We start from the raw sequence: 25,480 nt of genomic DNA, 5'->3' as shown, positions 1-25,480 counted from the left end.
AACAGAGGCCACTATGGTATGGGGGAGTTATTTTGCAGACATTCGCTATATTCCCGAATTTGAAAAAAAAAAATATCGATACTATATTAGGATGGATTATAGAGTATTTACAGCAGCGGCAGGTACGAGTACTTCTTCCGGGCAGTATAGCCAGTCAAACAGGCTATAACGACCTTGCTTATTCCTTCAGCACGGAAAGTTCTGAAAATATTACTCTTGCCATAACTCTGGGCGGCGATGGTACCTTATTGAGTACTGCTCGTCAAATGGCACCGCTTAATATTCCGATTTGCGGAGTTAATATGGGACAGTTGGGGTTTTTAACTGAAGTTGAACTTCCGGAGCTTAGTGTAGCTTTTGATAAATTGATTGCAGGAGACTACCGCCAGGAACACCATCTAATGCTGGATGCTTTTGTTATACGCGGAAAAAAAACGTTTTATGTATCTTCGGCTTTAAACGATGTGGTGGTAACCAGGGGAGGATTTTCCCGTATGATTCGCTTAAATTTATACGTTAATAATGAGTTGACAACCAATTATGCCGCCGATGGCTTGATTATTGCAACACCCACTGGTTCCACCGGCTATTCATTGTCAGCCGGAGGTCCCATTGTAAATCCAAATTTAGATGTTATTTTAGTTACGCCTATTTGTCCACATACTTTAAATGCAAGGTCATTGGTTGTTGCTGATCATGAAGAAATTTTAATAAAACTACAATCGGTGTCAGAAGATATGGTTCTCACTGTTGATGGGCAAACGATTTACAATCTAACTCCCGGTGATCAAATTATTGCCAAACGTTCCTCACATTCCGCCAGTTTTATTCAATTCAAAGATCAAAATTATTATGGCAAATTACGTACTAAATTACGGCGGGGAAAATAAATACTATGCAAAATATGAATGCGGTTAAAGTGGCTCAGAAACTTTTAAAAGATAAGGTGAAACAGGCGAGTCTTGTTCTTGACGCTACCATGGGAAATGGATCAGATACCTTGTTTTTAGCGGAGCAAACCCCACCAGAAGCTTTAGTTTATGCATTTGATATACAAAAAACGGCTATTGAAAAAACGCGTGAACAAATAGTGCAGAATAACTGGGCTCATAAAGTACACTTGATTTTGGATAGTCATGCAAATATGAATAAGTATTTACCTGACAATCAGAAGTTGGATGTGGTCATGTTTAATTTGGGGTATTTGCCGGGAGGCAGTCATTCGCTTGTTACAAAGGCAGAATCTACGGTAATGGCAATAAAAAAAGCTGTTGCACGCTTGGCTGTTGGTGGCCGTATTTCTATTGTGGCCTATACCCGTCATAACGGTGGCCAGGAAGAAACGCTTGCCGTTGAACAGTTTGTATCCTCGTTACCACAAAATATATTTACTGTTGCCTGTTGGCAAACTATAAATCATGTTAATTATCCACCTAAATTATATATAATTGAAAAAATGCGAGGTGAAATGTTTGAAGGGGATACGTCATTCTAAAATAAAAGAAATTGTCGAGCATAAAGCAATCGAAACGCAAGAGGATTTGGCTGAAGCTTTACGAAGGGAAGGTATAGAAATCACGCAGGCAACAGTATCAAGGGATATCAAAGAATTGATGTTGATAAAAGTTCCGGTGGGTGATGGGCGCTATCGTTATGCGTTCCCTTTAGAGCAAAATGTGGTTTTTTCTCAGTCACGTATGGCCCGGATGTTCCAGGATTCTGTTGTTTTATTGGATCATAGTCAAAATATGATTGTTTTAAAAACGCTTCCCGGCACCGCACAGGCTGTTGCCTCAACCATTGATTGCTCTAAATGGCCGGAAATTCTAGGAACAGTGGCGGGAGATGATACTATCTTTGTTGTAGTAAAACCGCCTGAAGCCGTTCAGGAAGTCTTAAATAAGTTCCAAAAACTGTTACAATGATGTTTGATTATATAGGTTAGACGCTTTAGTTAAGGGAGAGAAAAATATGCTAAAATCGCTAACCATTACAAATTTTGCTTTGATTGAACAAATCACCATAGAATTTTCTAGTGGGTTAAATGTATTAAGCGGTGAGACAGGCGCCGGTAAGTCCATTATCATTGATGCATTGAATACTGTTTTAGGTAGCAGGGCTTCAAACGATTTTATTCGTGCCGGTACCGACTTTTTTCGGGTGGAAGCTATGTTTGCTATAGCTCCTGCCCATCCGGTTTATACTTTGTTAGATGAACAAAATATTGCTTGGGAAGAGGCCGATCATTTAATTATCAGTCGCAAATTTACGCGCAATGGAAAAAATTCGATTGTTGTAAATGACTGTCATGTAACCTTGGCAACCTTAAGGCAAATAGGTGAAATGTTGGTAGATATGCATGGGCAACACGAAAATCAGTCATTGTTGCGGACCGATGTGCATCTTGCGTTACTTGATCTTTTTAATCATGCTGATAAAACGCTTCTGGAAACATACCAAAAACTTTTTCAAGAATGGTCGTCAATTACTCAAGAATTATCCCTGAAGGAAGTGAGTGCTCGGGAGAGAGCTCAACGATTGGACATGCTCGAGTGGCAGACTAAGGAGATTTCTGATGCTGCATTAAGAATGGCTGAAGATGAGAAAATCGAAGAAGAGCTTCGATTTCTTTCCCATTCTGAAAAAATTACCCGGGTGATTCAGCAGGTTTACTTCCTTTTACGCGAGGGTGTTCATGACACTGGTGGAGTTTTGTCGCAACTGACAGAAGTAAAAAAAGAACTGGAATCTATTGAACGGTTTGATAAAAACTTACGGCCTATATTGTCCGCAGTTACAGATGCTTTATACCAACTCGAAGAAAGTGCCCTTGAAGTAAGTAATTATCAAGAAAGTATCGAATTTAATCCGCAACGGCTGGTAAGCTTACAGGAACGAATGGACACAATATACAGATTAAAGAAGAAATATGGAGCAACGATTACCGAAATTCTGGATTATTACCAACAAGCCAACAATGAACTGGAGCAGATTAAAAGTTATGATCAACGCTTGGAAGAATTGATTAATAAACGGGATGCCATTTATCGAGAAATGGAGGATATAGCCGAACAGCTTGATCAAAAACGCCGAAAAGCGGCCAGAGAAATGTCAAAACAAATAACGGAACAGTTGTCACATTTGGGAATGCCTAAAGCTTTTTTTTGTGTGGATATTACAGTTGTTCCGCAATTTAATAACCGGGGCCGCAATGAAGTTCGATTCCTTTTTTCCGCCAATCCCGGCGAGGAACCTAAACCTTTACATAAAGTGGCATCTGGCGGTGAACTCTCCCGCATTGCTTTATCCATCAAAACAGTTTTTGCTCAAAAGGACGAAATTGCAACGCTGATTTTTGATGAGGTGGATGCCGGCGTCGGCGGGCAAATGGCACAAAAAATTGCTGAACGAATGAGTCTGGTAGCTCTGCACAAACAAGTATTATGTATTACTCATTTACCACAAATTGCCTGTATGGCCGACTGGCATATTTATATTGAAAAAACAAATCAAGAAGGACGGAGTAAAACACACGTCCGTATTTTAGATAGAACGGCCCGCCTAACCGAGTTGGCAAGAATGACCTCTGGGAATGAGATTACGGCAATAGCACTTGAAAATGCCGAGCAAATGTTAACCAACGCCTTGCAAAAAAAAGAAAAATGGAAAAAAGAAGAGAAATCTTAAGATTTCTCTTCTTTTTTATTTTAAATCATCCGTAATCAGTGTAAATGATAATATATGTCATATTATCCGGAATAATCCCCTAAAAAACCAGGTAATCTATATACGAAATTAAATCGCCGCTAATATGAAAACGAAACAATGAAGGAGTGATATGCGAAAATGCAGAAATATAACAGGCGTTCTTTAACAGGTATAATTATAGTAATACTCATTCTTTCATTTTGTTTTTCTCCACAATTTCGTAATGTTTATAATTTTCCGCCACATATGCATATCGTTGAGGGAGAAACCGCGTTGTTTCCTATTCAATTTCCTTTAACAATAAAAGTTTATGAGAATGCTATAAAAAATAGTAATCTGCCTGTATATGCATTTTCGCAAGAAGTGGCCTTATCCTCACAAAATATAAGTAAGGCAATTGTAGATATCAAGCTTTTGGGATTGTTCCCTTTACGAAGTATCCAGGTTGATGTGGTTCCTGCAATCAATTTAGTGCCGGGCGGGCATTCAATCGGAGTTGTACTTCATTCCCATGGTGTGCTTGTTGTTGGTAATTCACCTATACAAAATAGAGAAGGTCAATATGTGACTCCTGCTAAAGATGCCGGAATTAGTATTGGTGATACCATTCTTAGCATTAACGGCATTGTTGTAAGTAGCGATGCGCAAGTTGCCGAAATTATTGATTCCAGTGGCAAAGAAGGGAAACAGTTAAAATTAGTGGTAAAACGTAATAGTGAGGAAATGACAATATCTATAACACCTGTTCTTTGTTCTGAAACGAAACGTTACCGGATTGGTTTGTTTATCCGTGACAGTGCTGCCGGTGTAGGTACACTTACCTTTTATGACCCCAATTCCCGTTCGTATGGTGCTTTAGGTCATGTGATTGCTGATAATGATACTAATCAACCAATTGATTGTGATCAAGGAAAAATTGTTGCCGCTACAATTTCAGGTATTCAGCAAGGAAAAAGAGGACAGCCTGGAGAAAAAATTGGTGTTTTCCTGGAAAATAATGAAATAATAGGTGATATTCAAAAAAATACTCCTTTTGGCATTTATGGACAGTCACAGGAAAAAATAGTAAATAATTTATATCCCGAGGCTATTCCGATTGCTTCTATGAATCAGGTCCAAGAAGGACCGGCGGAATTATTAACGGTGATTGAAGGACAAGAGATTGAAAAATTTAGTGTCGATATCCAAAAAATTAACATGCAGGATTCACCGGGCAGCAAAGGACTGGTGATTAAAGTAACAGATCCGCGATTATTGGAAAAAACCGGAGGCATTATTCAAGGGATGAGTGGGAGCCCAATCATACAAAATGGTAAGATTGTTGGTGCAGTAACTCATGTTTTTGTACATGATCCTACAAAAGGCTATGGGTGTTTTATCGACTGGATGCTTATGGAAGGCGGGTTAATGCCAAAAACAGAAAAACAATCGGCAAAAGGGTTATTCTCTTTTGCCGATTGTTCTTCATTACAAAAATTAAATGTATTTTTTTTCCAAAGCAGGAAGGAAGTTACGTTGCTTTGTCGAATTGTATTTTCATAAAACTACAGGGAGGAAAACTAATGATAAAAGATGTAATTAAAGTAGCAATCGCGGATGATAATCGTGAATTTGCTGCCATCATGCAGGAATTTCTTACCCAACAGGCAGATCTTGAGTTAGTAGGCGTAGCATATAATGGAGAACAAATATTAACGATCATTCAGGAAAGCAAACCTGATGTTGTTATACTAGACATTATTATGCCTCATCTAGATGGAATTGGAGTACTGGAACGCATCAATACTTTCAGTGGAAAACGTCCCAAAATCATTATGTTGACGGCTTTTGGTCAAGAAAGCATTACTCAAAGGGTAGTAGAGTTGGGTGCCGATTACTACATATTAAAGCCATTTAATATGGAAGTACTAACAAGCAGGATCAGACAATTGGCCGGTACCATTAGTTCTCAGCGGCCTGTAGTTGCGCAGGCTATCAAGTCACGGCCTATTGATGTCGAAGTGACCAACATTATCCGTGAAATTGGAATTCCTGCACATATTAAGGGATATCAATATTTACGAGATGCGATTATGATGATTATAAATGAAATGGAATTACTTGGTGCCGTCACTAAGGTTTTGTATCCTATGATTGCGCAAAAGTATACTACAACACCCAGCCGGGTCGAAAGAGCCATCCGGCATGCTATTGAAGTTGCCTGGAGTCGTGGAAATATGGATATGATCAATAAAATTTTTGGTTATACAATAAAACTGGAAAAAGGTAAGCCCACTAATTCTGAGTTTATGGCTATGATAGCGGATAAATTACGAATGGAAATGCGTGCTTAAAATATCATAATAAAATGTTTTTTCAAAGGTATTCTGCCGAAAGGTGAGAGTACCTTTTTTATATGAATAAAACTAATTTTAGTTGGCAATAATCCTCGTAGAGAGTCTGGTGACTGTGCAGAAAGATAGATGGGAGGAATGTTTCATGATTATTAATAAAGTTGAGATTTGCGGTGTAAATACAGCCAAACTCCCGATTATTTCCGCCGGTAAAATGCGTGAGTTATTTGAGGTAATGCAACAAGGAGAAATGACAGCACGTGAACAGTTGATCTACGGCAATTTGCGGCTGGTTCTCAGCGTAATTCAGCGATTTAACAACAGGGGAGAATATGTTGACGATTTATTTCAGGTAGGTTGCATTGGCTTGATAAAAGCGATCGATAACTTTGATCTTTCGCAAAATGTTAAATTTTCTACCTATGCAGTGCCCATGATCATTGGTGAAATCCGGCGATATTTGCGCGATAATAATCCAATACGGGTAAGCCGGTCTATGCGGGATATAGCCTATAAAGCCTTACAGGTTCGTGATTCACTGGTGAGTAAATATTCGCGTGAGCCTTCAATCAATGAAATTGCCGATGAACTTAAAATACCGCGGGAAGAAATTATCTTTGCACTTGATGCTATCCAGGAACCGATATCTTTATTTGAACCGATTTATCATGATGGCGGTGACCCTATTTTTGTTATGGATCAAATTAGTGATGACAAACATCAGGATTTTAACTGGCTAGAAGGAGTTGCCATCAAAGAAGCATTAAGAAAACTAAGCGATCGTGAAAAACATATTTTGATGCTGCGATTTTTTGAAGGGAAAACTCAAATGGAAGTCGCGGAGGAGATTGGTATATCGCAGGCGCAAGTATCCCGCTTGGAAAAAGCGGCTTTAGGACATATGCGCAAGTATATTTGACTCGGGTGAGAAGATGAAAAAATCTATTTTTATATTAATTATTTTGTTTTTTGGTATATTGGGCTGGAATGTGCTGATTAAAGAGCATTTACAACAGCAAATGACCTATGATCCCAATAAGCTTATTAGATTGCACATACTGGCAAATAGTGATAGTGATGTTGATCAGAAATTAAAACTAAAAGTGCGTGATGCTCTTTTAGCCTATCTCACTCCTTTGCTGGATAATGTAGCTGACCGTGATTCTGCCAGAGATATTTTACTGAAGAATGAACCGATGATTTTGAATATTGCCAGTCAAATTATTCGTGATCAAGGTGCAAAATATGAAGTAAAAATGGAGATTGGGCACTACGAGTTTCCTATCAAATCCTATGGCGATTTCACACTGCCGGCAGGCAACTATGAAGCGGTCCGAATTCTTATTGGCAATGCCCAAGGGAAAAATTGGTGGTGTGTTTTATTTCCTCCACTTTGTTTTATTGATATCACAAATGCCTCCACTGCAAAAACGGAAGATGTTGAAGGAGCAAAAAAGTTTAACAAAGAAGACGATCCCATTGAAATAAGATGGAAATTATTGGATTTAATTACAGATTAATTTAAATTCCTAAGAAATATGCACTTTCGCCGCTTGTACAACATATAGTGTAAGGAGCATGTAACGGAGGTGTATACATAATGGTAAAGACATCCGACCTAAAACTCAAAGAAGTGGTGAATGTCGTAGATGGTAAACGCCTGGGGTCAATTACCGACATTGAAATTGAAGTGGATACAGGGAAGTTAACGGCAATTGTTGTTCCCGGCTCAGGCAAGTTTCTTGGCTTTTTTGGACGAAATGATGATATGGTTATTCCCTGGGATAAAATTACCAAAATTGGATTTGATGTTATCTTGGTCGAGGCTCCTAATTTTATTGTCAATAAACATGCCGAATCCTGATAATGATTTGACCACTTGCCTGATGTGCAGCAAGTGGTTTTTTATTTTACGCAATAAATTTCCTGGAAGGAATCATACAAGATATGGAGCAAATCGCCAGGATGTGATACAATATATAGTACGAGATATAATATTATCTTGGAGAAACCAATGTAATCATTTTAGGAAGGAGGGATACTGTGCGTTGTCCATTTTGCGGTTTCGCCGAAAGTAGAGTGATTGATTCCCGTGCTACGGAAGAGGGTAATTCTATCAGGCGGAGACGTGAATGTCTCTCCTGCATTCGCCGTTTCACCACCTATGAAGTGATTGAAGAACTTCCTCTAATGGTAATCAAAAAAGACGGACGCAGGACTATGTTTGACCGTGGAAAGCTTCTTAGCGGTATATTGAAAGCCTGCGAAAAACGTCCGGTTCCCCTTCCTGTCATTGAAAAAGTAGTGGATAAAGTAGAAAAAGAAAGCCGAAGCCAAGCAGAACGAGAGATAACCACCAGAATGATCGGTGAAATGGTAATGGCAGAATTAAAAGAAATTGATCAAGTTGCCTATGTCCGGTTTGCTTCTGTGTACCGGCAATTTGCTGATATCAATAATTTTATGTGCGAATTAGAGTTGTTAATGAAACAAGGGAAAAAGAATAGCTGAATAAAGCGAGGAATTAAACGTGTTCACAAAAGTAATGAAACGTGATGGGCGAGAGGTAATTTTTGACGAGAGTAAAATAACGGAAGCCATATTTAAAGCAGCTAAAGCTGTAGGCGGAGCCGATAAACAGTTAGCTATCGAATTGACGCTTGATGTGTTAAAATATCTTAAAAAAGTATACAACGGCCGGAATTTCAGCGTGGAAGAAGTGCAGGATGCCGTAGAAAAGATCTTGATAGAAAAAGGTCATGCTAAAACAGCCAAAGCCTATATTATATATAGAAATAAACGTACGAGAATTCGTGAAGCACAGTCATACCTGATGGATGCTGTGGGTGAAATACTGGTGGAGACCAGCCGTGAAAACGCCAATGTATCCAATTCACCTTCGGCCAAAATGCTGCAAATAGCCAGTGCAGCCAGCAAGGCTTATTACTTAAACCGATTAATTCCCGAAAAAATTGCTCAGGCACACCTGCGGGGGGATATTCATATTCATGATCTTGACTTTTATGGAAAAACACTGACTTGTGTTCATATTCCTCTGGGACGGCTTTTACAAACAGGTTTTAATAATGGTCATGGATATATCCGTCCTCCTAAACGTCCTTCGTCAGCAACAGCCTTGGCAGCTATTATTTTGCAAAGCTCGCAAAATGATATGCATGGCGGACAGTCCTTTGCTTTCTTTGACCGGGATATGGCTCCTTTTATGTCAAGTGCCAGTGAAGAGGAAATATATCAGGCCATGGAAGCTTTAATTTATAATTTAAATTCCATGCATAGCCGCGCAGGAGCTCAGGTTCCGTTTTCCAGCCTAAATGTAGGTACGGATACAACACCAGCCGGAAGAAGGGTTACCAAAAATTTATTATTAGCCTATGAGAAGGGGTTAGGACATGGTGAAAATCCAATCTTCCCTAATATTATTTTCCGGATTAAAGAGGGCGTGAGTTTAAATCCCAAAGATCCAAATTATGATTTGTTTAAGTTAGCCATCCGAGTTGCTGCCCAGCGTTTGAATCCTACCTTCAGCTTCATGGATTCATCCTTTAACAGACAATATGGAGATCAGGTCGGATATATGGGTTGCAGAACTAGGGTTATGTCGAATATATGTGGTCCGGAAGTCTCGGATGGGCGTGGAAATTTAAGCTTCACCACGATTAATTTACCTCGCCTGGCAATCAGGGCGGAACGGGATTTGATGAAATTTTATCAAAGCTTATCCGATTTAATAGATCTTACCTGTGAACAGTTGTTCCATCGCTATCAGATACAGGCGGCCTTAAAGGTAAAAGATATGCCGTTTCTAATGGGACAAGGACTATATTTGAATTCAGAAAATCTAAAGCCCAATGATACAATTGCTGATGTTATAAAACATGGATCGCTTTCTGTTGGTTTTATCGGTCTAGCCGAAACACTAATCGCCTTAACCGGTTACCATCATGGCGAAAACGAGGATTCTCAAGTCCTTGGGGAGGAAATCGTTGCTTTTATGCGTAGTAAGGTTGATAAGGCGGCCGAGCGGTACCAGCTTAATTATTCACTCCTGGCAACACCGGCTGAAGGATTATCAGGCAGGTTTGTAAAAATGGACAGACGGGAATACGGCCTTATTCCCGGTGTTACGGATAAAGAATATTATACCAATTCATTCCATATTCCCGTCTCCTATTCCATCAGCGTGTACGAAAAAATGAAACTGGAGGGAATCTATCATAAATATGCTAATGCCGGACATATTAGTTATGTTGAGTTTACTGCACCACCGCTCAATAACCTTCATGCCGTTGAGGATATACTGCGTCATATGAAAGAGTGCGATATAGGGTATGCCGGCATCAATTTTCCCGTAGATTTCTGTGAAAATTGTGGACAGCTTGGCGTTATTGATACTGATACTTGTCCTGTATGTGGTTCGGTAAAAGTACGCCGTGTACGTCGAATTACCAGCTATTTAACTACAGTCGACCGTTTTAATGATGCAAAATCCCGGGAACTAAGCGACCGGATTTCACATGTTTAAGTTTTGGGAAAAGGAGTGGTTTCACATATGATCCGATATGCCGATATTATTTCTGAGTCTATCGTTGATGGACTGGGTATCCGTGTAGCTGCTTTTTTACAGGGTTGCCCCCGGGCTTGTAGGGGATGCCATAATCAGGAGCTTTTGCCGACTGAAGGTGGCATGGCGATAGAAGAAGAAGAATTTGCCGACCTACTACTTAGCAAAATAACCCCTCTTCATCAGGGAATAACCTTTACTGGCGGTGATCCGCTGCTGCAGCATGAAACACTATGTAAGGTTATTACATTAATTCGTAAAAAAAATCCTGACTTGGATATCTGGGTATATACCGGCTATACTTTTGAGGAAATACGACATCTCGAAATAGTAAGGAATATTGATGTGCTTGTTGACGGACCGTTTATACTGGAAGAGAAAGATATTGGTTTGCCTCTGCGCGGTTCAAAAAACCAGAGAATTATTGATATAGCCAAAACCTTGCAGCAGGGAACAATGGTAACTTTGGATGTGGATCATTCTTTATATGCTGCTTCATAAATACTTAAGAACAGGATTACCATGAAGCGTAATCCTGTTCTTCCATCAGTGTGGATATAAGGTCTATAAATAATTGGGGTTGAGATGGATTGTCTTGGTTACTTAAAGAAGAATTGCAGGAGATACTGCGCAAGGAAGAAGGCGCAATCGTTTTTCCTCCCGGGTCACGTAACGGGTTTGCTCTAATTTATCCGAACAGCTATTATGTTGGGATGTCCAATTTAGGATTTCATATTATATACAAATCTATTAACAACAGACAGGATACAGCCTGTGAACGGCTATTCCTGCCGGATAAAAAAAGTGAGCATGAATATTCCCGCACGAACACACCGCTCATGACGATTGAAACACAGCGTCCGTTATATGAATTCCCATTGATTGGTTTTGCCGTAACCTTTGAAATGGATTATTTTAACATATTAAAGATATTAACTATGGGAAAAGTGCCCTTGTTGGCTAGGGATAGAACCGAACGGGATCCTTTTGTTATGATTGGTGGTCCCTGTGCTACCTTTAACCCGGAACCTCTAGCGGAATTTGTTGACCTTTGCATTATCGGCGAGGGAGAGGAAGTAATCCATAATATTCTTGATACCTATTACCTGGCTAAAAACCAAGGGCTATCACGACGGGAAATTCTGTTGGCGTTAGCACAAATTAAGGGTGTTTATGTCCCACTTTTTTATGAACCCCAATATAACGAAAATGGCACGATTGCATCCATAAAAGCTGCTCCAGGTGTTCCGACAACTATTTACCGGAGATGGGTGGAAAAGCTGGATGATTTTAAAGCACAAACAGTAATTTTGACTTCCAACACCGAATTTGGCAATATGTTTTTAATTGAGATAGCCCGAGGCTGTGGCCGTCATTGTCGATTTTGCATGGCTGGATATTGTTTTCGCCGTCCCAGAATCCGCTCTCTGGCGAACATAAAACGAGCGTTGTATGAAGCAAAAACCGTACATACGAAAGTGGGCCTGATGGGAGCAGCCATCTCGGATCATCCGGATATTGATGCTATATGCGAGACTGTTTTGGCCGAACATATGACGATGTCGGTAGCTTCCCTAAGAGCTGATTCTCTTACTCCACGGCTTGTTCACGCCCTGGCAGCTAGTAATCATAAGACCGTTACATTGGCGCCTGAGGCCGGCAGCGCCCGGATGCGTAGAGTAATTAACAAGGGGATTACCGACGAACATGTGTATGAAGGTGTCCGAATGGCTATCCAAGCCGGCATCCCGCACATTCGACTTTACATTATGATCGATCTTCCTTTTGAAGAAGACGAAGATATTGAGCAAATTGTCACTATGGCAAATACGGTTAAGACCTATATGCAAGAATTAGGCAGCAAGGGTAAACTGACCTTGAGTATTAACCCTTTTATCCCCAAGCCTTTTACACCTTTTCAGTGGTTACCGGTATCTTCCCTGTCAGTCGTTGAAAACAAGCTGAAATATATTCAGGCTGCATTAAAAAAGAAAAAGAATATCGAAGTACTCATTGAATCCCCTAAAGAAGGACATTTACAGGGAATATTGGCACGCGGCGATCGCCGCCTGGGAAAATCATTGCTCAAAGCTCATGAACTTGGCGGGTATAGACATTTTAAACGGGCTATGAGGGAAACCGGTTTAACGGAAGATTTTTACCTTTATCGTCAACGCCATAAAGATGAAGTATTTCCCTGGCATCATTTGCATATGGGGTTTGATCCGGAATATTTATGGAATGAGCTACAGCGTGCAAAAGCCGAGAAGGGTACGTCTCCCTGCCAGGCAGGCTGTGTACGCTGTGGTGTATGTAAAAGAAAAGAAGAGGCGAAGTTAAATGGAGACATTCTCGTTACATCACCATAAAGGAATATGGAACGGCACGTTTAGCCATTTCGACCGTTTCCGTTTATTGCACGGCATATCTTCCCGCCTGGGCGGTATAAGTTCAGCACCTTTTTCTTCCCTTAATTTAGCTCTTCATACGGGAGATAACGATACCGATGTATTGAAAAACAGAGAGGCCTATTGTCAAGCTGTGGGAATTCCAGCTGACAGATTGATAACCGCCGAACAAGTACATGGTGAACACATTGCTCTTGTTACACAACGGGAAACGGGAAAGGGAGCCAAAAGCTATGCCCAGGCGTTAAAACAAACAGACGCTCTGATTACTCAAACCCCCGGTGTACCTTTAATGCTTTTTTTTGCTGATTGTGTACCTGTTTTGATTTTTGACCCGGTAACACAATCCATTGGAATTGTTCATGCCGGCTGGAAAGGGACGGTTGCACTTATTGCACAAAAGACCGTTTTAGCAATGCAAGATGCCTTTGGGACTGAGCCTGCTAATTGTCTTGTTGGTATTGCACCATCTATTGGCCCTTGCTGTTATGAAATTGATAACACGGTTTTAGAACGGGTAAAGCAAAACTTTGCTGTCTGGCCATTGCTGACAAAACCCAGTAACGACCGCTGGAAGCTGAATTTGTGGGAAGCCAACCGCAGCCAATTAATCGATATCGGGGTGCAAAACACCAATATTGTTTGCAGTGATATTTGTACTGCCTGCAATAAAACATTATTTTTTTCATATCGGGCTGAAAATGGAAAAACCGGACGTATAGGAGCATTTATCATGCTTACTTAAGTTTATAATGTGAAAGCCAACGCAGGCCTCAACATTAAACGCAATGTTATACCGTTTAATGTCGAGGCTTTTACGTGTTGTTTAAAAATAATAAAATAAAGTTTCGAATCATGCGGGAGGCAAGAGGAAAATTATGTTTACCCGAGAATAATATATATATTCAGCACGGAGGTTTATTATGTCAATACAAGATAATTTAGAACAAATTCGAAAAAATATTGGCGTGGCGTTTGCAAAGCGAAAAGCCAAGCACTTATTGATGCCTGCTGATGTAAAGCTGCTGGCGGTTACTAAAAATCAAGATGTGACATCAATACAGGAAGCCATCCGCCAGGGGATCACTGCAATCGGTGAAAACCGAGTACAGGAAGCCCATCAAAAATATCAGCAGCTAACCAATATAGAATGGCATCTTATCGGCCATTTACAGACAAATAAGGTAAAGCAGGCGTTACAAATATTTGATCTAATCCATTCAGTCGACAGCGAACGGCTGTCAGTTGAAATAAACCGGATTGCTGAAAATATGAATAAGCTGCAAGATGTATTGATACAGGTTAATGTAGCCGGTGAAGAAAGCAAGTACGGCATAACACCACAGGAAGTTATACCGTTGGCAAAATTGATCAGCAATCTGGCTAATGTGCGTTTATGCGGTTTAATGACCATAGCGCCATATTATGAGGATGTAGAACAGGTAAGGCCGATTTGTAAAGAAATGTATCGTTTGTTTCGTGAACTACGGGAGTATGGATTACCCAGGACTCGGATTGAGTGGTTATCTATGGGGATGACAAACGATTATTCAGTGGCGATCGAAGAAGGCGCAAACATTGTGCGTATTGGAACTGGTATTTTTGGCAAACGCGAATATAAGTAAACAAGAGGAGGCAGAAAGTATATGAAATTTATGGAAAAGGTATGGGGTAGTTTAGGCTTATTTGAGCCTCTGGAGATTGAGGAAGAACGTCCAAAACAGGAAGAACATGAATTCAAACCTAAAAAGTCAGGCGGTAATGGCAATAATGTGGTCAACCTGCCAACGGCCCAAAAACAAATGAAAGTTATGGTGGTGGAGCCATTTTCTTTTGATGATGCTCAGACGGTGGCAGATTTTCTTAAAAACCGCAAACCTGTTGTTGTAAATTTTGAAAGCAGTGAAAAAGAAGTAGCTAAGCGAATGATTGATTTTATCAGTGGTACCACCTACGCTTTGGGTGGAACGATTCAAAAGATCGGTAATGATATTTTTCTCTGTGCACCTAATAATGTAGACGTTGCTTATAGTCCACATGAAGAGGGATCAGATAAAACAGTTTTACCGTGGGTAGGTAAATGATAAGTAATATAGGAGGTACCATGTTGCAAAATAAAAAAGTAGGATTTCTTGGTGGTGGGGCAATGGCCGAAGCTTTGCTGCGCGGTATTTTAAAATCTGGCCTGGTTACACCTAGCCAGATTACGGTCAATGACATTTCTCTTTCGCGTCTTGACTATTTAAGAGAAAAATACCAAGTTAACATCTCTATGGAAGGCAAAAGTGTGGCGGCTAGTGCAGACCTTTTATTTTTTACGGTTAAACCACAAGTAATCCATACAGTACTTGGCACCGTGGCTGCTTCGGTGAGACAAGACACGCTAGTCATTTCCATCGCTGCAGGGATTACACTCGCTACACTGCAACAGGCCTTGCCCAAGAGTCCTGTGGTCAGAGTTATGCCGAATACCCCGGCCGCTGTAGGGGAGGCTATGTCAGCCATCGCCCTTGGAACATATGCCAATGAAGAAATGGGCAAAATAGCTTCTGCCATCTTTTCATCTGTAGGACAAGTAGTTCTTTTACCGGAGAGCCTGCTGGATGCCGTGACCGGTCTTTCCGGAAGCGGGCCAGGATATGTTTTTGTTATGATTGATGCTCTGGCAGATGCCGGAGTACGTGCCGGACTGTCCCGTGCAGATGCTATCCTGCTATCGGCTCAGACTTTGCTGGGGGCAGCTAAAATGGTAATTGAAACCGGGGAGCATCCGGCTAAATTGCGTGATATGGTGACTTCACCGGGAGGAACAACAATAGCCGGTATTCATGTACTTGAACAACAAGGTATACGGGCAGCCATCAGTGATGCTGTCATGGCGGCCACTAATCGTTCCAGGGAACTGGGGAAAAAGTGATGAGCGACCGGGAAAAGATTCTACGCTACTATCGCGCCAGCGGGGATGAAGTATTAGCATCCCGGCTTCTTGACTTAGCGGATACGGTGATACGCAATCGAAAATATAAAGCAAGTGATTTTCTGGATCCATATGGATTTAGTGTGGCAGAAACCATTGCTGCTCAATACGAGGGCCGAATTAATCTGCAAAGTGCAGGTGGGTATGAAAGTGCCGAACGAAACAAAGCTATTTTTGTAAGCAATGAATATTTGGGCAAAGTGGATTGCCCGCTTTCTGTGTTGAGCATAACCTGGGACTCACGCTATTATCATATAACGCATCGGGATATCCTTGGGGCCTTGATAGGATTGGGGATAGAACGTGAGATGTTTGGGGATATTTTGATGAAAGAAAGCGGCTGTCAGGTTATTACCGACCCGAATTTATGTTCGTTTACAGCAGTTAATCTCGTAACAATTGGTGCTGCGAATGTGTCGGTCCGGGCAGAGTCGCTTGAGCATATCGAACCTCCGGAAAAAAAGGTAAAAGAAATCCGAACAACGGTAGCTTCTTTACGTCTGGACGTAATTGCTGCGGCTGGTTTCAGTGTGTCGCGCAGTAAGATGGCAGATGAAATTACCGCCGACAAAGTCAAAGTGAATTGGCAAAGTGCAAAAAACAGTTCACAGACCGTCAAACAGGGTGATATTATTTCAATGAGAGGGCGCGGCCGGGTTGAAGTATGCGAGATACTGGGACAGACAAAAAAAGGACGTACCAGTATCTTTTTAAAGAGATTTATATAGTACTACGGAGGTGGTTTTCATGTTAACGCCGTTGGATATTCATAATCAGGAGTTTAAAAGAAGTTTTCGCGGTTATAACGAAGAAGAGGTCGATGATTTTTTAGATAAAGTGATTAAAGACTATGAGCAGTTGTACCGGGAAAATATTGAATTAAAAGAATCCTTAGACCGATTAAACAGCAAACTTGAGCATTTTCAAAACATGGAAAATACCCTGCACAACACCTTAGTAATTGCTCAGGAAACAGCCGAAGAAGTAAAACTCAATGCCAAGAAAGAAACGGAGTTGCTGATTAAGGAAGCGGAAATACGGGCACAAAAAATGGTGGAAGAAGCCATGGGCAAAGTACGCCGTATGACCGGGGAGTATGAGGAAATACAAAAACAGGCCCAGATCTTCCGCACCAGGCTGCGGTCTTTACTGCAGGCACAGCTGGAAATGATCAATCGTGGCGAGGAAGATGAATAAATGTTTTGCTATAATTTTGAACCGAGTCTAACTCGGTTTTTTTTATTGTTTTATGGGTAATATAAGTCAGGAGGAATATTGATGAGCACTGAAAAGGAAGATTTCCATTTGCTTGGCACACAACTGCAAAAACTAATTAGTCATATGGAGTCTATGCGGATTGCCGAATATATAGAGCTATTAGAAAATCCGCTACGGCTTATTATGACCAATTTTATTGCCGGGCTGGCTCGCGGATTGGGTATCGCCATCGGTGCAACCTTGATCTTTGCCTTAATGCTGGAATTCTTAAGGAGAATTATCATGTTGAATATTCCGGGTATAGGTGGTTTCATTGCAGAACTGGTTCACATTGTCGAAGTACAGAACGGACGTTTTTAAACTGGCGAATCTATCATTAAGGAGGAAATATCATGCAATCTGAAATTATAGCCTGCATGCGTGATTGCGGTACGGTAAGACATTTTAAAAAGGATACTATCACCGACGAACTGATCGCAAAAATTATTGAAGCTGGCTGTTTGGCACCAAGTGCAGGCAATCTTCAGCCCTGGTTTTTTTATGTTGTTAAAAATGAGAAAGTCAGACAAAGATTGGCCGAGGCTTGTCATGATCAATCACAAGTTGCAGTTGCTCCCGTTGTTATCGTTGTTATGGCTGATCCGGCAAAATCAAATGACCGTTACGGCGAAAGAGGAGCGCAGTTGTACTGTATCCAGGATACGGCCGCAGCAGCAGAAAATATCTTATTGGCTGCCGAAAGTGCCGGACTGGCCACCTGCTGGGTAGGAGGTTTTGATGAGCCCAAAGTGCAAAGGCTGGTAGAAGCACCGCCACGGCTCAGGGCTATTGCTATAATCTGCCTTGGGTATAGCGATGAACAGGTTGCGCTTCCGAAAGAACGCTTATCTGTTGCAGAAGTCACTAAAATTATTCATTAAACGGAGAGTGGGCCATGGACCAAAAAGAGTTGACGAAAATAAAACAAAGATTGCTTGCTGAAAAAAGCAGATTGGAAAAACAAATTTCTCATTTGGAAGAAAATGGACTAGGCACTGCCATGTCTGATTCTATCAGTGAATTATCTACTTACGACAATCATCCCGCGGACATAGGGGACGAATTATTCGAACGCAGCAAGGATATTGCCCTGCGTGATAATGAAATCGGGCTATTGGAAGCGGTAGACAGAGCTTTACATAAAATAACTCAGCATACATATGGTATTTGCGATACCTGTGGCGGTGAAATTTCCAGCGAACGCTTACAAGCTATTCCCTGGGCCAGTCAGTGCATTGCTTGTCAGCGAAAGGGCGAGCCGGATGACCCGGCACCCAGGCCGATCGAAGAAGAATTGCTCACTCCTCCTTTTCACCGCACCTTTTTGGATAGAAAAGCATATGTTGGCTTTGATGGTGAAGACACATTACAAGCTGTGCTGAAATATGGAAGTTCCGATTCGCCGCAAGATATTCCGGGTTCTTATAATTATAAAGCATTGTTTCCGAATAGTAACGAACATCAGGGTATTGTAGAAAAAACCGATGCTTTACCGGACCAGAATACTACAAATTCCAAACGCCGTTCTAATACCTAAAAGTCCAGAATTCTGGACTTTTTTTGCTTCAGAATAAATTCATGATAGATTTGATTGCCGACAGTGTCCGGTTCGTTGTATAGTATTATTATGTTTTCAGTTCACTTTAGAGTTACCGTTTATATATTGAAGAAATAACCTGTTTATATTAGTCAAAAAAGAAGGTGGCAAGCATGAAAGAAATTTTGGGCAATATTAGTGGCATTCGTCATAATACAATAGAACGGCTTAAACAGTTATACAATGAGATAGTCCCTTCCGGACAGCCGGTTTCTCAGAAAATAGTGAATACTTTAGCGGCACTGACACAAGAAATAAATCGTGAAATAGCGCTTTATATAAACAGGCGCGGGCAAATCGTTGCTCTTGCCGTGGGGGATGCCCATACAGTGGCCTTACCGGATATCAAAGAAAAACGGTCGGCAAACAAGCTCAGCGGTATCCGGTGTATACATACCCACCCGGACGGTAACAGTATGTTAAGCTCAATTGATTTTGCTTCACTTAAGGAAATGCGTTTTGATTCTATGACGGCCATCGGCGTGCGGGAGGGAACCGCTGTTGCAGCTAGCTGCGGCTTTATTAGCGGCTTCGCCGATGGTATATATAAAACTGAGGCAGTGGGACCATTAGCTCTATTTGAATTCATCAATCTAGATCATACCGCACTTATTCAAGACATTGAACGAATCTTATGCAGACAAACGACGGCCAATACCCAGGAAGAGATTGAGCAGGCCTTGCTGGTCGGCATTGAAAATATACGGTTGTGGGATGTGCAGGATTCTTTGCAGGAGCTGGCGCAGTTAGCTGAAACGGCAGGTGCTGTTGTTGTTGGGCAAACCTGGCAAAAAAGGGAGCGTCCGGATAGTACTTTTTTCGTAGGCAAGGGGAAACTGCGGGAAATCAGTTTACTGTGTCAGCAATGTCATGCTAACCTTATCCTCTTTGATGATGAATTACTGCCGTCTCAGCAACGTAACATAGAGCAAGAACTGGGTGTAAAAGTCCTTGACCGTACCGCACTCATTCTGGACATCTTTGCCCAACGTGCTCGGTCACACGAGGGAAAGCTTCAGGTAGAACTTGCACAGTTAAAATACAGTTTGCCCAGGCTTAGCGGTCAGGGATTGTCGCTTTCCCGCTTAGGCGGTGGTATCGGTACAAGGGGGCCGGGGGAAACCAAGTTAGAAGTGGACCGGCGCCGAATTCGCTCACGAATTAGTACTATTGAAGAAGAAATTGATACGATCAGGGCGCAACGAAGCCTACACCGTGCCAAACGCCAGGAGTCGCGTGTTCCCATGGTAGCATTGGTAGGGTATACAAATGCCGGGAAGTCCACCCTGCTAAACCGGCTAACGGCAGCTAAAGTGATGGTCGAGGATAAACTGTTTGCAACTCTTGATCCGACGACCAGGCGGTTTCCATTAAACAATGGTCGGGAAATTCTGTTAACCGATACCGTAGGTTTTATTCAAAAGCTTCCCCACCAGTTAATAGCTGCTTTTCGGGCAACTTTAGAGGAAATCTCATATGCCAGCCTATTATTGCATGTTGTTGATGGCAGCAGTACCCTTTACCAAGAGCAAAGTACGGCGGTTATGCAGGTTTTGCAAGAACTGCAGTTAAGGGATAAACCTTTGCTGACAGTTTTCAATAAAATTGATAAGATAGATAATTCCCATGTTGTAGAGCGGCTGCTGAGAGAGGAAAATAGTATAGCTGTTTCAGCGCTCAATAATACCGGAATAGATACTTTGGTTGAAACTATTGAGTCGTTTTTCAACAAGCAAACGGTTGACACCGAGTTAAGTATACCCTATAATGACAGCGGCATTATTTCACATTTATATCAGTCAGCCATCGTATATCATATTGATTACCGGGAAGATGCCATTTATGTAAAAGCCTCACTATCTCGGGAATTACGGAATCGTTATGGCAGCTATACAACAGGAGAGGATTAATTATGTGTTTTTCTCAAAAAATAACGGCTTTACGCTCCAAGGCATTAGCGGAAGCCAAGCCTTTTTATGCATTGGTCGATGACATTGGAGTACAAAATACGGAACGTGTATTGAGAACCTTTCGGGAGCATCAAATTTCAAGTTATCATTTTAGTGCCAGTACCGGATATGGTTATAATGATGCCGGACGGGATAAGCTGGAAAAAGTCTGGGCCGATATTTGCGGAACTGAGAAAGCGTTAGTGCGGACACAATTCGTTTCGGGAACCCACGCTCTGGCCACTGTGTTATTTGGTATTTTGCGACCGGGGGATGAATTGGTTTCTGTCACCGGAACACCTTATGATACTATGCAGGCAGTTATTGGCTGCACAGCCCCCACCCCGGGATCGTTATGTGATTTTGGTGTTGCTTACCGGGAAATAGCGATGACAAGTGACGGCAAGGTTGATTTTAGTAAAATCGGACAAGCCATTACCACAAAGACCAAGGCCGTACTGATACAGCGGTCCAGAGGCTATAGTATGCGTAATCCGTTAACAATTCAGGACATTTCTTCAATTTGTGCAAAGGTTAAAAGCATTAAACCGGATTGCATTTGTTTTGTAGACAATTGTTATGGTGAGTTCGTTGATACTATGGAACCAACTGCGGCTGGTGCCGATATCATGGCCGGCTCGTTGATAAAAAATCCCGGCGGCGGTCTGGCCGCTACCGGAGCTTATATCGCAGGCAAGGCCGAATTGGTGGAGTTGGCATCGTATCGTCTAACCGCTCCCGGAATAGGAAGCGAGGTAGGCTGTTCAACTGACGGATATCGGTTATTGTATCAAGGGTTATTTATGGCACCCCACGTTACCGCTCAGGCAGTCAAGGGAGCCATTTTTGCCGCAGCTTTTTTTACATTGTTAGGTTATGTAACATTTCCATTACCTTCAGAGCGCCGTAGTGATATCATTCAGGCTATTCAACTGGATTCACCGGAAAAAATGGTAGCTTTTTGCCGGGGGTTGCAGCAATATTCACCGGTTGATTCTCATGTTAAACCGGAACCGAGCGGTATGCCGGGGTATAGCGATTCCGTAGTTATGGCCGGCGGTACTTTTGTTCAGGGAGCATCCATTGAACTTAGTGCAGATGGTCCTTTGCGTTCACCATATGCCGTATATTTGCAGGGGGGGTTAACCTTAGAACATGCAATCATTGGTATCATGGGAGCTGCAGAGGCAGTTTTACGTATAAATTGAAGATTTAATTGCATATTTCACACGAGTTATAAAAAAGTAACAGGAAAATAAGAAAACATGTCGAATCTTTACATAGAATTATAGAAAATAACATTTTATGGTGGTCGTTTTGGAGTATGTTATCATTATTTTCGCGGCAATATCGGTTACTACGCTAATTGTTTATAAGGTGGGAAGTCGGTTATCAGGGATTAATCTGCGAATCCGTTCCCTGGCTTTATGTGCAATTTGCGCCTTATTCATCAGTTTAGTCTTGCCAAGAATAGTAGTAGGTTTTGCTGGGCTGCCTGCTACTATGCTTTTTTTGCTATTTTTTGCTGTCATCTTTGCTTATTTTATTGCCCGTTATGATAATGCAGAATATCATTTTCTAAAAAAAACTCCTGATAACGTGCTTGTTGAAAAAACAAATTCGGCTTTGCCGCTAAAAGGAAGTACTGGTGCCGTACATAACCAAAATAATATACTGACTGAAAATCAGCTTTTCGATACTATAGCTAATCCTGGCAAAATAGCAGAGGGAGTGTCTAAAAAAGTGACGCAAGAGCTATTGGCAGTAAAAGCGAATAAGATTACCAATGAACAGGGCGATAAAACAAATTACGCTCAATATAAATTTGATGCCAACAATACATCCGGGCAAGACATAACGGATTTTGCAGATATTGATTCTTTAGATGAGTTAATTGAAAAAGGCTTTATTCAGAAAGAGCAACATAATTTTAACCAGGCACTGCAACTATTTCGCCGTGCTCTTAACTCGTCTATCAAGGATGAAGCCGCTCCTTTTTTGATAGTTGAAATTGGTAATATTCTGAAAGATAAAGGAGCATATGACGAGGCAATACAAACTTTTCTAGACGGACGCAATTTACATGCTTTGCATAAAAATCACTCACTGGAACAAGAGTTTGTTTCCGCTATAGCTTTCTTGCGCATAGTAAAAAACACTTTACTTCAGCATCGTTTAGGATTTATTCCATATAATGATATACCTCAGGAAGTAATGGAAGAAATTAACGATGAATTCCGTGAGTGGCACAAACTGAGTTAGACTTTTTGTTTACTTTAACTTTTTGTTTACTTTATTTGTTTAATTTAATTGAACTTTATTAAATCTAGGGGGTTAAGTAATGAAGAAAAGCGTGGATATTTTAGGCTTACAAGTGATTAGTATTACCGAAGGCAAAGAATTAGGGATTGTAAAAGGACTAGTAATTAATTCCGGCGAAGGCAAGGTGGCGGCCCTTATTATTGATGATGGTAAATGGTATCTGGGTGCAAAATTACTGCCCTTTGGCACTATTGCCGGCATTGGTGAATACGCCGTAACAGTAGAAAGCAGTAATGAGGTTCAATCTGTTTCTACTGCACCTGACTATGAAAAATTATTAGCCGCTGATATAAAGATTATTGATACTAAAATCGTTACAAAAACAGGCCGTATATTGGGTAAGGTCAAAGAATTTAATATTGATGAATCAGGAAAAATTGTTTCCTGTGATTTCGAGGATATGAAAAATGAAACAGTGACTCTTGCTGCCGAAAGAGTCATTACTTTTGGTAAGGAAGTGACGGTTATTACTGAAAATGAAGAGACTGTCGTCAAGCCTGCTACTGCAGCGGTAATTCCACCGTCTACAGTAGCGCCACCGAAACCGCCTGTTCAGGAAACAGCAGTTGCTACTGCTACGTCAACACGGACGATTCCTCCTGCGCCGGCAAAACCGGCTGAAGCTCCTGCTAATGCTAATGAAAAGCCGCCAGAAGAAACAGAAAAGAAATTTGATGATAAACATCGCAAGTACTTGCTTGGGAAAAAAGCGAGCCGGCGTATTGAAACCGACAATGGAGTTGTAATTGTGGAACAAGGTGGAGAAATTACTGAAGAAGTGTTACAAAAGGCAAAACTTGCCGGCAAATTTGTTGAGTTATCGATGAATATTCAGTAATAAAAATCCCCGCAACATGCGGGGATTTCTTTCAGTTACTAGAACTTTTTTCTCATTACCTACATATTCTTTATTACTTAAATTTATATTTATAATGAAAGGGTGCTCTATGTGCAAATAGCGACAGGCAAGCGTACTACGAACATACTACTCTTTTTAGCTATTATCGTATTGTTTAGTTCCGTTAGTCTCCTAGCTGCTAATGCCGCATTTGTAGTGAGAGATGAAATTTATACCGGGGTTACCATAGGAGAAATTCCGGTCGGAGGTCTTTCTTTATCTGCTGCACAAAAGAAAATTGCGGCAACTATGAACGAACGTCTGGGGAAAACTCCCCTGCAGTTAACCTATAATGGACAAATTTGGAAAATTAACGCAGAGGATATTGATTTGCGTATTGATGTAGAAACTCTTGCACAACACGCATACAATATCGGTCGAACCGGCAATATTATTCATCGTTTACAGGAACGGTACATGACCATAAATCATGGTTATAACTTGCCTCTTTCTTTTTCTTATAATAGGGATAAGTTACAAAATATACTATCCAATATTGCTGCTGTGATTGACCGCGAACCCACTAGTGCCAAATTAACCTATAATGATTTAAAGATAGTAACAATTCCTGAAGTGAATGGCCGCCATATGGATCGTGATAAAACGCTAGCTGAAATAATTGACACTATAAACAATAGCCACAACTGGTCAGCAGTTTCTTTGATTGTTAATGAGGTGGTTCCGCCTATTGTTGCTGCTGATTTAACGGATATTGACGATGTACTGGCGCTATATACTACTCAATTTAATCCTAGTAATGGAAACCGGGTACAAAATATTCAGTTAGCTGCCAAAAGTATCAATAACATACTTCTTCGTTCCGGGGAAATTTTCTCTTTTAACCAAACTGTCGGCTTGCGTTTGGAGGAATACGGTTATAAGGAAGCTCCCGTATTTATTGATGGAAAACTTGTACCAGATTGGGGCGGTGGTGTCTGTCAGGTTAGCAGTACCTTATATAATGCTGCCTTATTAGCAGATATGGCTATTGTAGAAAGGACAGCACACTACAGACCGCCCAATTATGTACCGTTAGGTCAGGATGCAACCGTTGCTGATAATTTACTTGATTTTAAATTTAAGAATACATCTCGCCATAATATTTTTATTTCATCTAAAGTAGGTGCGAATCAATTGACAGTTTATATTTTCGGAAAAAGTGGCAACCTCCCCGAAATTACGATTGAAGCGACAGAAAAAAAAATATTGGAGCCCAATACAATTATCAAACAAGATCCTTCGCTGGAAGTGGGAAAAGAGGTTATTGAAGTTGAGGGAGAAAGAGGATTTTTAATAACCACACATCGGATAAAGCGGGTTAATGGGATCGAAACCGGATGGGAATTTTTGGCAACGGATGAATTCCCGCCTGAAAATCGTGTTGTGCGCGTAGGTACTAAAACGATGGCTAACAGCAAATAACTATTAAAAAAATAAGGTAGCTTAAGC

At 41.1% G+C, this 25,480-nt stretch carries 27 protein-coding genes; all 27 read left to right on the top strand.

Going from position 1 to position 25,480, the window contains the following annotated elements; all coding sequences use genetic code 11:
• Positions 1 to 32 precede the first annotated feature (32 nt).
• The 27 genes from P22_RS01790 (at position 33) to P22_RS01660 (ending at position 25,453) form a co-directional block, all read left to right on the top strand.
• Positions 33 to 890 carry an NAD(+)/NADH kinase gene (locus tag P22_RS01790; protein WP_054258479.1) on the top strand — a complete coding sequence of 286 codons (858 nt, stop codon included), beginning with the start codon at positions 33 to 35 and terminating at the stop codon, positions 888 to 890.
• Positions 891 to 895: 5 nt separating this feature from the next.
• Positions 896 to 1,495 (top strand): tRNA 5-(aminomethyl)-2-thiouridylate-methyltransferase MnmM, encoded by a 600-nt coding sequence (locus tag P22_RS01785; protein ID WP_054258478.1) that lies wholly within the window; start codon positions 896 to 898, stop codon positions 1,493 to 1,495.
• Complete coding sequence (gene argR, locus P22_RS01780; RefSeq protein ID WP_054258477.1) at positions 1,473 to 1,925, top strand: arginine repressor; 453 nt, start codon at positions 1,473 to 1,475, stop codon at positions 1,923 to 1,925. The genes P22_RS01785 and argR overlap by 23 nt, the downstream gene beginning before the upstream one ends.
• A gap of 46 nt (positions 1,926 to 1,971) precedes the next feature.
• Positions 1,972 to 3,687: a DNA repair protein RecN gene (gene recN / locus P22_RS01775; protein WP_054258476.1), complete on the top strand. Its 1,716-nt coding sequence runs from the start codon at positions 1,972 to 1,974 to the stop codon at positions 3,685 to 3,687.
• A 159-nt stretch (positions 3,688 to 3,846) separates the two neighbouring features.
• Positions 3,847 to 5,250: a SpoIVB peptidase gene (gene spoIVB / locus P22_RS01770; RefSeq protein WP_069972730.1), complete on the top strand. Its 1,404-nt coding sequence runs from the start codon at positions 3,847 to 3,849 to the stop codon at positions 5,248 to 5,250.
• 20 nt (positions 5,251 to 5,270) lie between these two features.
• The gene (gene spo0A / locus P22_RS01765) at positions 5,271 to 6,041 is read left to right on the top strand and encodes a sporulation transcription factor Spo0A (RefSeq protein WP_054258475.1); all 771 of its coding nucleotides are present in this window, start codon (positions 5,271 to 5,273) and stop codon (positions 6,039 to 6,041) included.
• A 145-nt stretch (positions 6,042 to 6,186) separates the two neighbouring features.
• Positions 6,187 to 6,960: an RNA polymerase sporulation sigma factor SigG gene (sigG, locus tag P22_RS01760; protein WP_054258474.1), complete on the top strand. Its 774-nt coding sequence runs from the start codon at positions 6,187 to 6,189 to the stop codon at positions 6,958 to 6,960.
• A 13-nt stretch (positions 6,961 to 6,973) separates the two neighbouring features.
• A complete protein-coding gene (gene spoIIR, locus P22_RS01755) occupies positions 6,974 to 7,561 on the top strand; it encodes a stage II sporulation protein R (protein ID WP_054258473.1) in 588 nt (195 codons plus the stop codon).
• A gap of 80 nt (positions 7,562 to 7,641) precedes the next feature.
• Complete coding sequence (locus tag P22_RS01750; RefSeq protein WP_054258472.1) at positions 7,642 to 7,905, top strand: YlmC/YmxH family sporulation protein; 264 nt, start codon at positions 7,642 to 7,644, stop codon at positions 7,903 to 7,905.
• Positions 7,906 to 8,084: 179 nt separating this feature from the next.
• Positions 8,085 to 8,552, top strand: coding sequence for a transcriptional regulator NrdR (gene nrdR / locus P22_RS01745; protein ID WP_054258471.1), 468 nt, complete (start codon positions 8,085 to 8,087; stop codon positions 8,550 to 8,552).
• 34 nt (positions 8,553 to 8,586) lie between these two features.
• Complete coding sequence (gene nrdD, locus P22_RS01740; RefSeq protein ID WP_216598012.1) at positions 8,587 to 10,584, top strand: anaerobic ribonucleoside-triphosphate reductase; 1,998 nt, start codon at positions 8,587 to 8,589, stop codon at positions 10,582 to 10,584.
• Between the two features lie 27 nt (positions 10,585 to 10,611).
• Complete coding sequence (nrdG, locus tag P22_RS01735; protein ID WP_054258469.1) at positions 10,612 to 11,124, top strand: anaerobic ribonucleoside-triphosphate reductase activating protein; 513 nt, start codon at positions 10,612 to 10,614, stop codon at positions 11,122 to 11,124.
• Positions 11,125 to 11,213: 89 nt separating this feature from the next.
• Positions 11,214 to 12,992 (top strand): TIGR03960 family B12-binding radical SAM protein, encoded by a 1,779-nt coding sequence (locus tag P22_RS01730; protein WP_054258468.1) that lies wholly within the window; start codon positions 11,214 to 11,216, stop codon positions 12,990 to 12,992.
• On the top strand, positions 12,964 to 13,776 hold the full coding sequence (gene pgeF, locus P22_RS01725) for a peptidoglycan editing factor PgeF (protein WP_054258467.1): 813 nt from the start codon (positions 12,964 to 12,966) through the stop codon (positions 13,774 to 13,776). The genes P22_RS01730 and pgeF overlap by 29 nt, the downstream gene beginning before the upstream one ends.
• Before the next feature lie 178 nt (positions 13,777 to 13,954).
• Positions 13,955 to 14,656 carry a YggS family pyridoxal phosphate-dependent enzyme gene (locus P22_RS01720; protein WP_054258466.1) on the top strand — a complete coding sequence of 234 codons (702 nt, stop codon included), beginning with the start codon at positions 13,955 to 13,957 and terminating at the stop codon, positions 14,654 to 14,656.
• A 21-nt stretch (positions 14,657 to 14,677) separates the two neighbouring features.
• Complete coding sequence (locus P22_RS01715) at positions 14,678 to 15,115, top strand: cell division protein SepF (protein WP_054258465.1); 438 nt, start codon at positions 14,678 to 14,680, stop codon at positions 15,113 to 15,115.
• Between the two features lie 20 nt (positions 15,116 to 15,135).
• A complete protein-coding gene (gene proC, locus P22_RS01710) occupies positions 15,136 to 15,948 on the top strand; it encodes a pyrroline-5-carboxylate reductase (protein WP_054258464.1) in 813 nt (270 codons plus the stop codon).
• The gene (locus tag P22_RS01705; protein WP_054258463.1) at positions 15,948 to 16,736 is read left to right on the top strand and encodes a YlmH family RNA-binding protein; all 789 of its coding nucleotides are present in this window, start codon (positions 15,948 to 15,950) and stop codon (positions 16,734 to 16,736) included. The genes proC and P22_RS01705 overlap by 1 nt, the downstream gene beginning before the upstream one ends.
• A gap of 19 nt (positions 16,737 to 16,755) precedes the next feature.
• Positions 16,756 to 17,205 (top strand): DivIVA domain-containing protein, encoded by a 450-nt coding sequence (locus P22_RS01700; protein WP_054258462.1) that lies wholly within the window; start codon positions 16,756 to 16,758, stop codon positions 17,203 to 17,205.
• A gap of 81 nt (positions 17,206 to 17,286) precedes the next feature.
• Entirely contained in the window at positions 17,287 to 17,586 is a 300-nt protein-coding gene (locus P22_RS01695) for a DUF5665 domain-containing protein (protein ID WP_054258461.1), read from the top strand.
• A 32-nt stretch (positions 17,587 to 17,618) separates the two neighbouring features.
• Positions 17,619 to 18,146, top strand: coding sequence for a nitroreductase family protein (locus P22_RS01690; protein ID WP_054258460.1), 528 nt, complete (start codon positions 17,619 to 17,621; stop codon positions 18,144 to 18,146).
• 14 nt (positions 18,147 to 18,160) lie between these two features.
• Positions 18,161 to 18,802: a TraR/DksA C4-type zinc finger protein gene (locus P22_RS01685; RefSeq protein ID WP_054258459.1), complete on the top strand. Its 642-nt coding sequence runs from the start codon at positions 18,161 to 18,163 to the stop codon at positions 18,800 to 18,802.
• A gap of 173 nt (positions 18,803 to 18,975) precedes the next feature.
• Positions 18,976 to 20,772, top strand: coding sequence for a GTPase HflX (gene hflX, locus P22_RS01680; RefSeq protein WP_054258458.1), 1,797 nt, complete (start codon positions 18,976 to 18,978; stop codon positions 20,770 to 20,772).
• Positions 20,773 to 20,774: 2 nt separating this feature from the next.
• A complete protein-coding gene (locus P22_RS01675; protein WP_054258457.1) occupies positions 20,775 to 22,019 on the top strand; it encodes a methionine gamma-lyase family protein in 1,245 nt (414 codons plus the stop codon).
• Positions 22,020 to 22,128: 109 nt separating this feature from the next.
• A complete protein-coding gene (locus tag P22_RS01670; RefSeq protein ID WP_054258456.1) occupies positions 22,129 to 23,073 on the top strand; it encodes a hypothetical protein in 945 nt (314 codons plus the stop codon).
• A 79-nt stretch (positions 23,074 to 23,152) separates the two neighbouring features.
• A complete protein-coding gene (locus tag P22_RS01665; RefSeq protein ID WP_054258455.1) occupies positions 23,153 to 23,971 on the top strand; it encodes a PRC-barrel domain-containing protein in 819 nt (272 codons plus the stop codon).
• Between the two features lie 111 nt (positions 23,972 to 24,082).
• Entirely contained in the window at positions 24,083 to 25,453 is a 1,371-nt protein-coding gene (locus tag P22_RS01660) for a VanW family protein (RefSeq protein WP_156318824.1), read from the top strand.
• Positions 25,454 to 25,480 lie beyond the last annotated feature (27 nt).

Source organism: Propionispora sp. 2/2-37 (genome assembly GCF_001298735.1).
In the GTDB taxonomy this organism is placed as follows: Bacteria; Bacillota; Negativicutes; order Propionisporales; family Propionisporaceae; genus Propionispora.
Note: the sequence above shows the minus strand (reverse complement) of the source record. Positions and strands in the feature narration are given on the sequence as shown.

What these genes read in the sequence shown, in the direction of transcription:
- spoIIR (WP_054258473.1), top strand. Translation starts at nt 6,974, where the DNA reads ATGAAAAAATCTATTTTTATATTAATTATTTTGTTTTTTGGTATATTG.
- sigG (WP_054258474.1), top strand. Translation starts at nt 6,187, where the DNA reads ATGATTATTAATAAAGTTGAGATTTGCGGTGTAAATACAGCCAAACTC.
- hflX (WP_054258458.1), top strand. Translation starts at nt 18,976, where the DNA reads ATGAAAGAAATTTTGGGCAATATTAGTGGCATTCGTCATAATACAATA.
- P22_RS01720 (WP_054258466.1), top strand. Translation starts at nt 13,955, where the DNA reads ATGTCAATACAAGATAATTTAGAACAAATTCGAAAAAATATTGGCGTG.
- recN (WP_054258476.1), top strand. Translation starts at nt 1,972, where the DNA reads ATGCTAAAATCGCTAACCATTACAAATTTTGCTTTGATTGAACAAATC.
- P22_RS01785 (WP_054258478.1), top strand. Translation starts at nt 896, where the DNA reads ATGCAAAATATGAATGCGGTTAAAGTGGCTCAGAAACTTTTAAAAGAT.
- P22_RS01715 (WP_054258465.1), top strand. Translation starts at nt 14,678, where the DNA reads ATGAAATTTATGGAAAAGGTATGGGGTAGTTTAGGCTTATTTGAGCCT.
- P22_RS01705 (WP_054258463.1), top strand. Translation starts at nt 15,948, where the DNA reads ATGAGCGACCGGGAAAAGATTCTACGCTACTATCGCGCCAGCGGGGAT.
- pgeF (WP_054258467.1), top strand. Translation starts at nt 12,964, where the DNA reads ATGGAGACATTCTCGTTACATCACCATAAAGGAATATGGAACGGCACG.
- P22_RS01665 (WP_054258455.1), top strand. Translation starts at nt 23,153, where the DNA reads ATGAAGAAAAGCGTGGATATTTTAGGCTTACAAGTGATTAGTATTACC.
- P22_RS01675 (WP_054258457.1), top strand. Translation starts at nt 20,775, where the DNA reads ATGTGTTTTTCTCAAAAAATAACGGCTTTACGCTCCAAGGCATTAGCG.
- spo0A (WP_054258475.1), top strand. Translation starts at nt 5,271, where the DNA reads ATGATAAAAGATGTAATTAAAGTAGCAATCGCGGATGATAATCGTGAA.
- nrdG (WP_054258469.1), top strand. Translation starts at nt 10,612, where the DNA reads ATGATCCGATATGCCGATATTATTTCTGAGTCTATCGTTGATGGACTG.
- proC (WP_054258464.1), top strand. Translation starts at nt 15,136, where the DNA reads ATGTTGCAAAATAAAAAAGTAGGATTTCTTGGTGGTGGGGCAATGGCC.
- P22_RS01700 (WP_054258462.1), top strand. Translation starts at nt 16,756, where the DNA reads ATGTTAACGCCGTTGGATATTCATAATCAGGAGTTTAAAAGAAGTTTT.
- P22_RS01750 (WP_054258472.1), top strand. Translation starts at nt 7,642, where the DNA reads ATGGTAAAGACATCCGACCTAAAACTCAAAGAAGTGGTGAATGTCGTA.
- P22_RS01685 (WP_054258459.1), top strand. Translation starts at nt 18,161, where the DNA reads ATGGACCAAAAAGAGTTGACGAAAATAAAACAAAGATTGCTTGCTGAA.
- P22_RS01695 (WP_054258461.1), top strand. Translation starts at nt 17,287, where the DNA reads ATGAGCACTGAAAAGGAAGATTTCCATTTGCTTGGCACACAACTGCAA.
- P22_RS01690 (WP_054258460.1), top strand. Translation starts at nt 17,619, where the DNA reads ATGCAATCTGAAATTATAGCCTGCATGCGTGATTGCGGTACGGTAAGA.
- nrdD (WP_216598012.1), top strand. Translation starts at nt 8,587, where the DNA reads ATGAAACGTGATGGGCGAGAGGTAATTTTTGACGAGAGTAAAATAACG.
- spoIVB (WP_069972730.1), top strand. Translation starts at nt 3,847, where the DNA reads ATGCAGAAATATAACAGGCGTTCTTTAACAGGTATAATTATAGTAATA.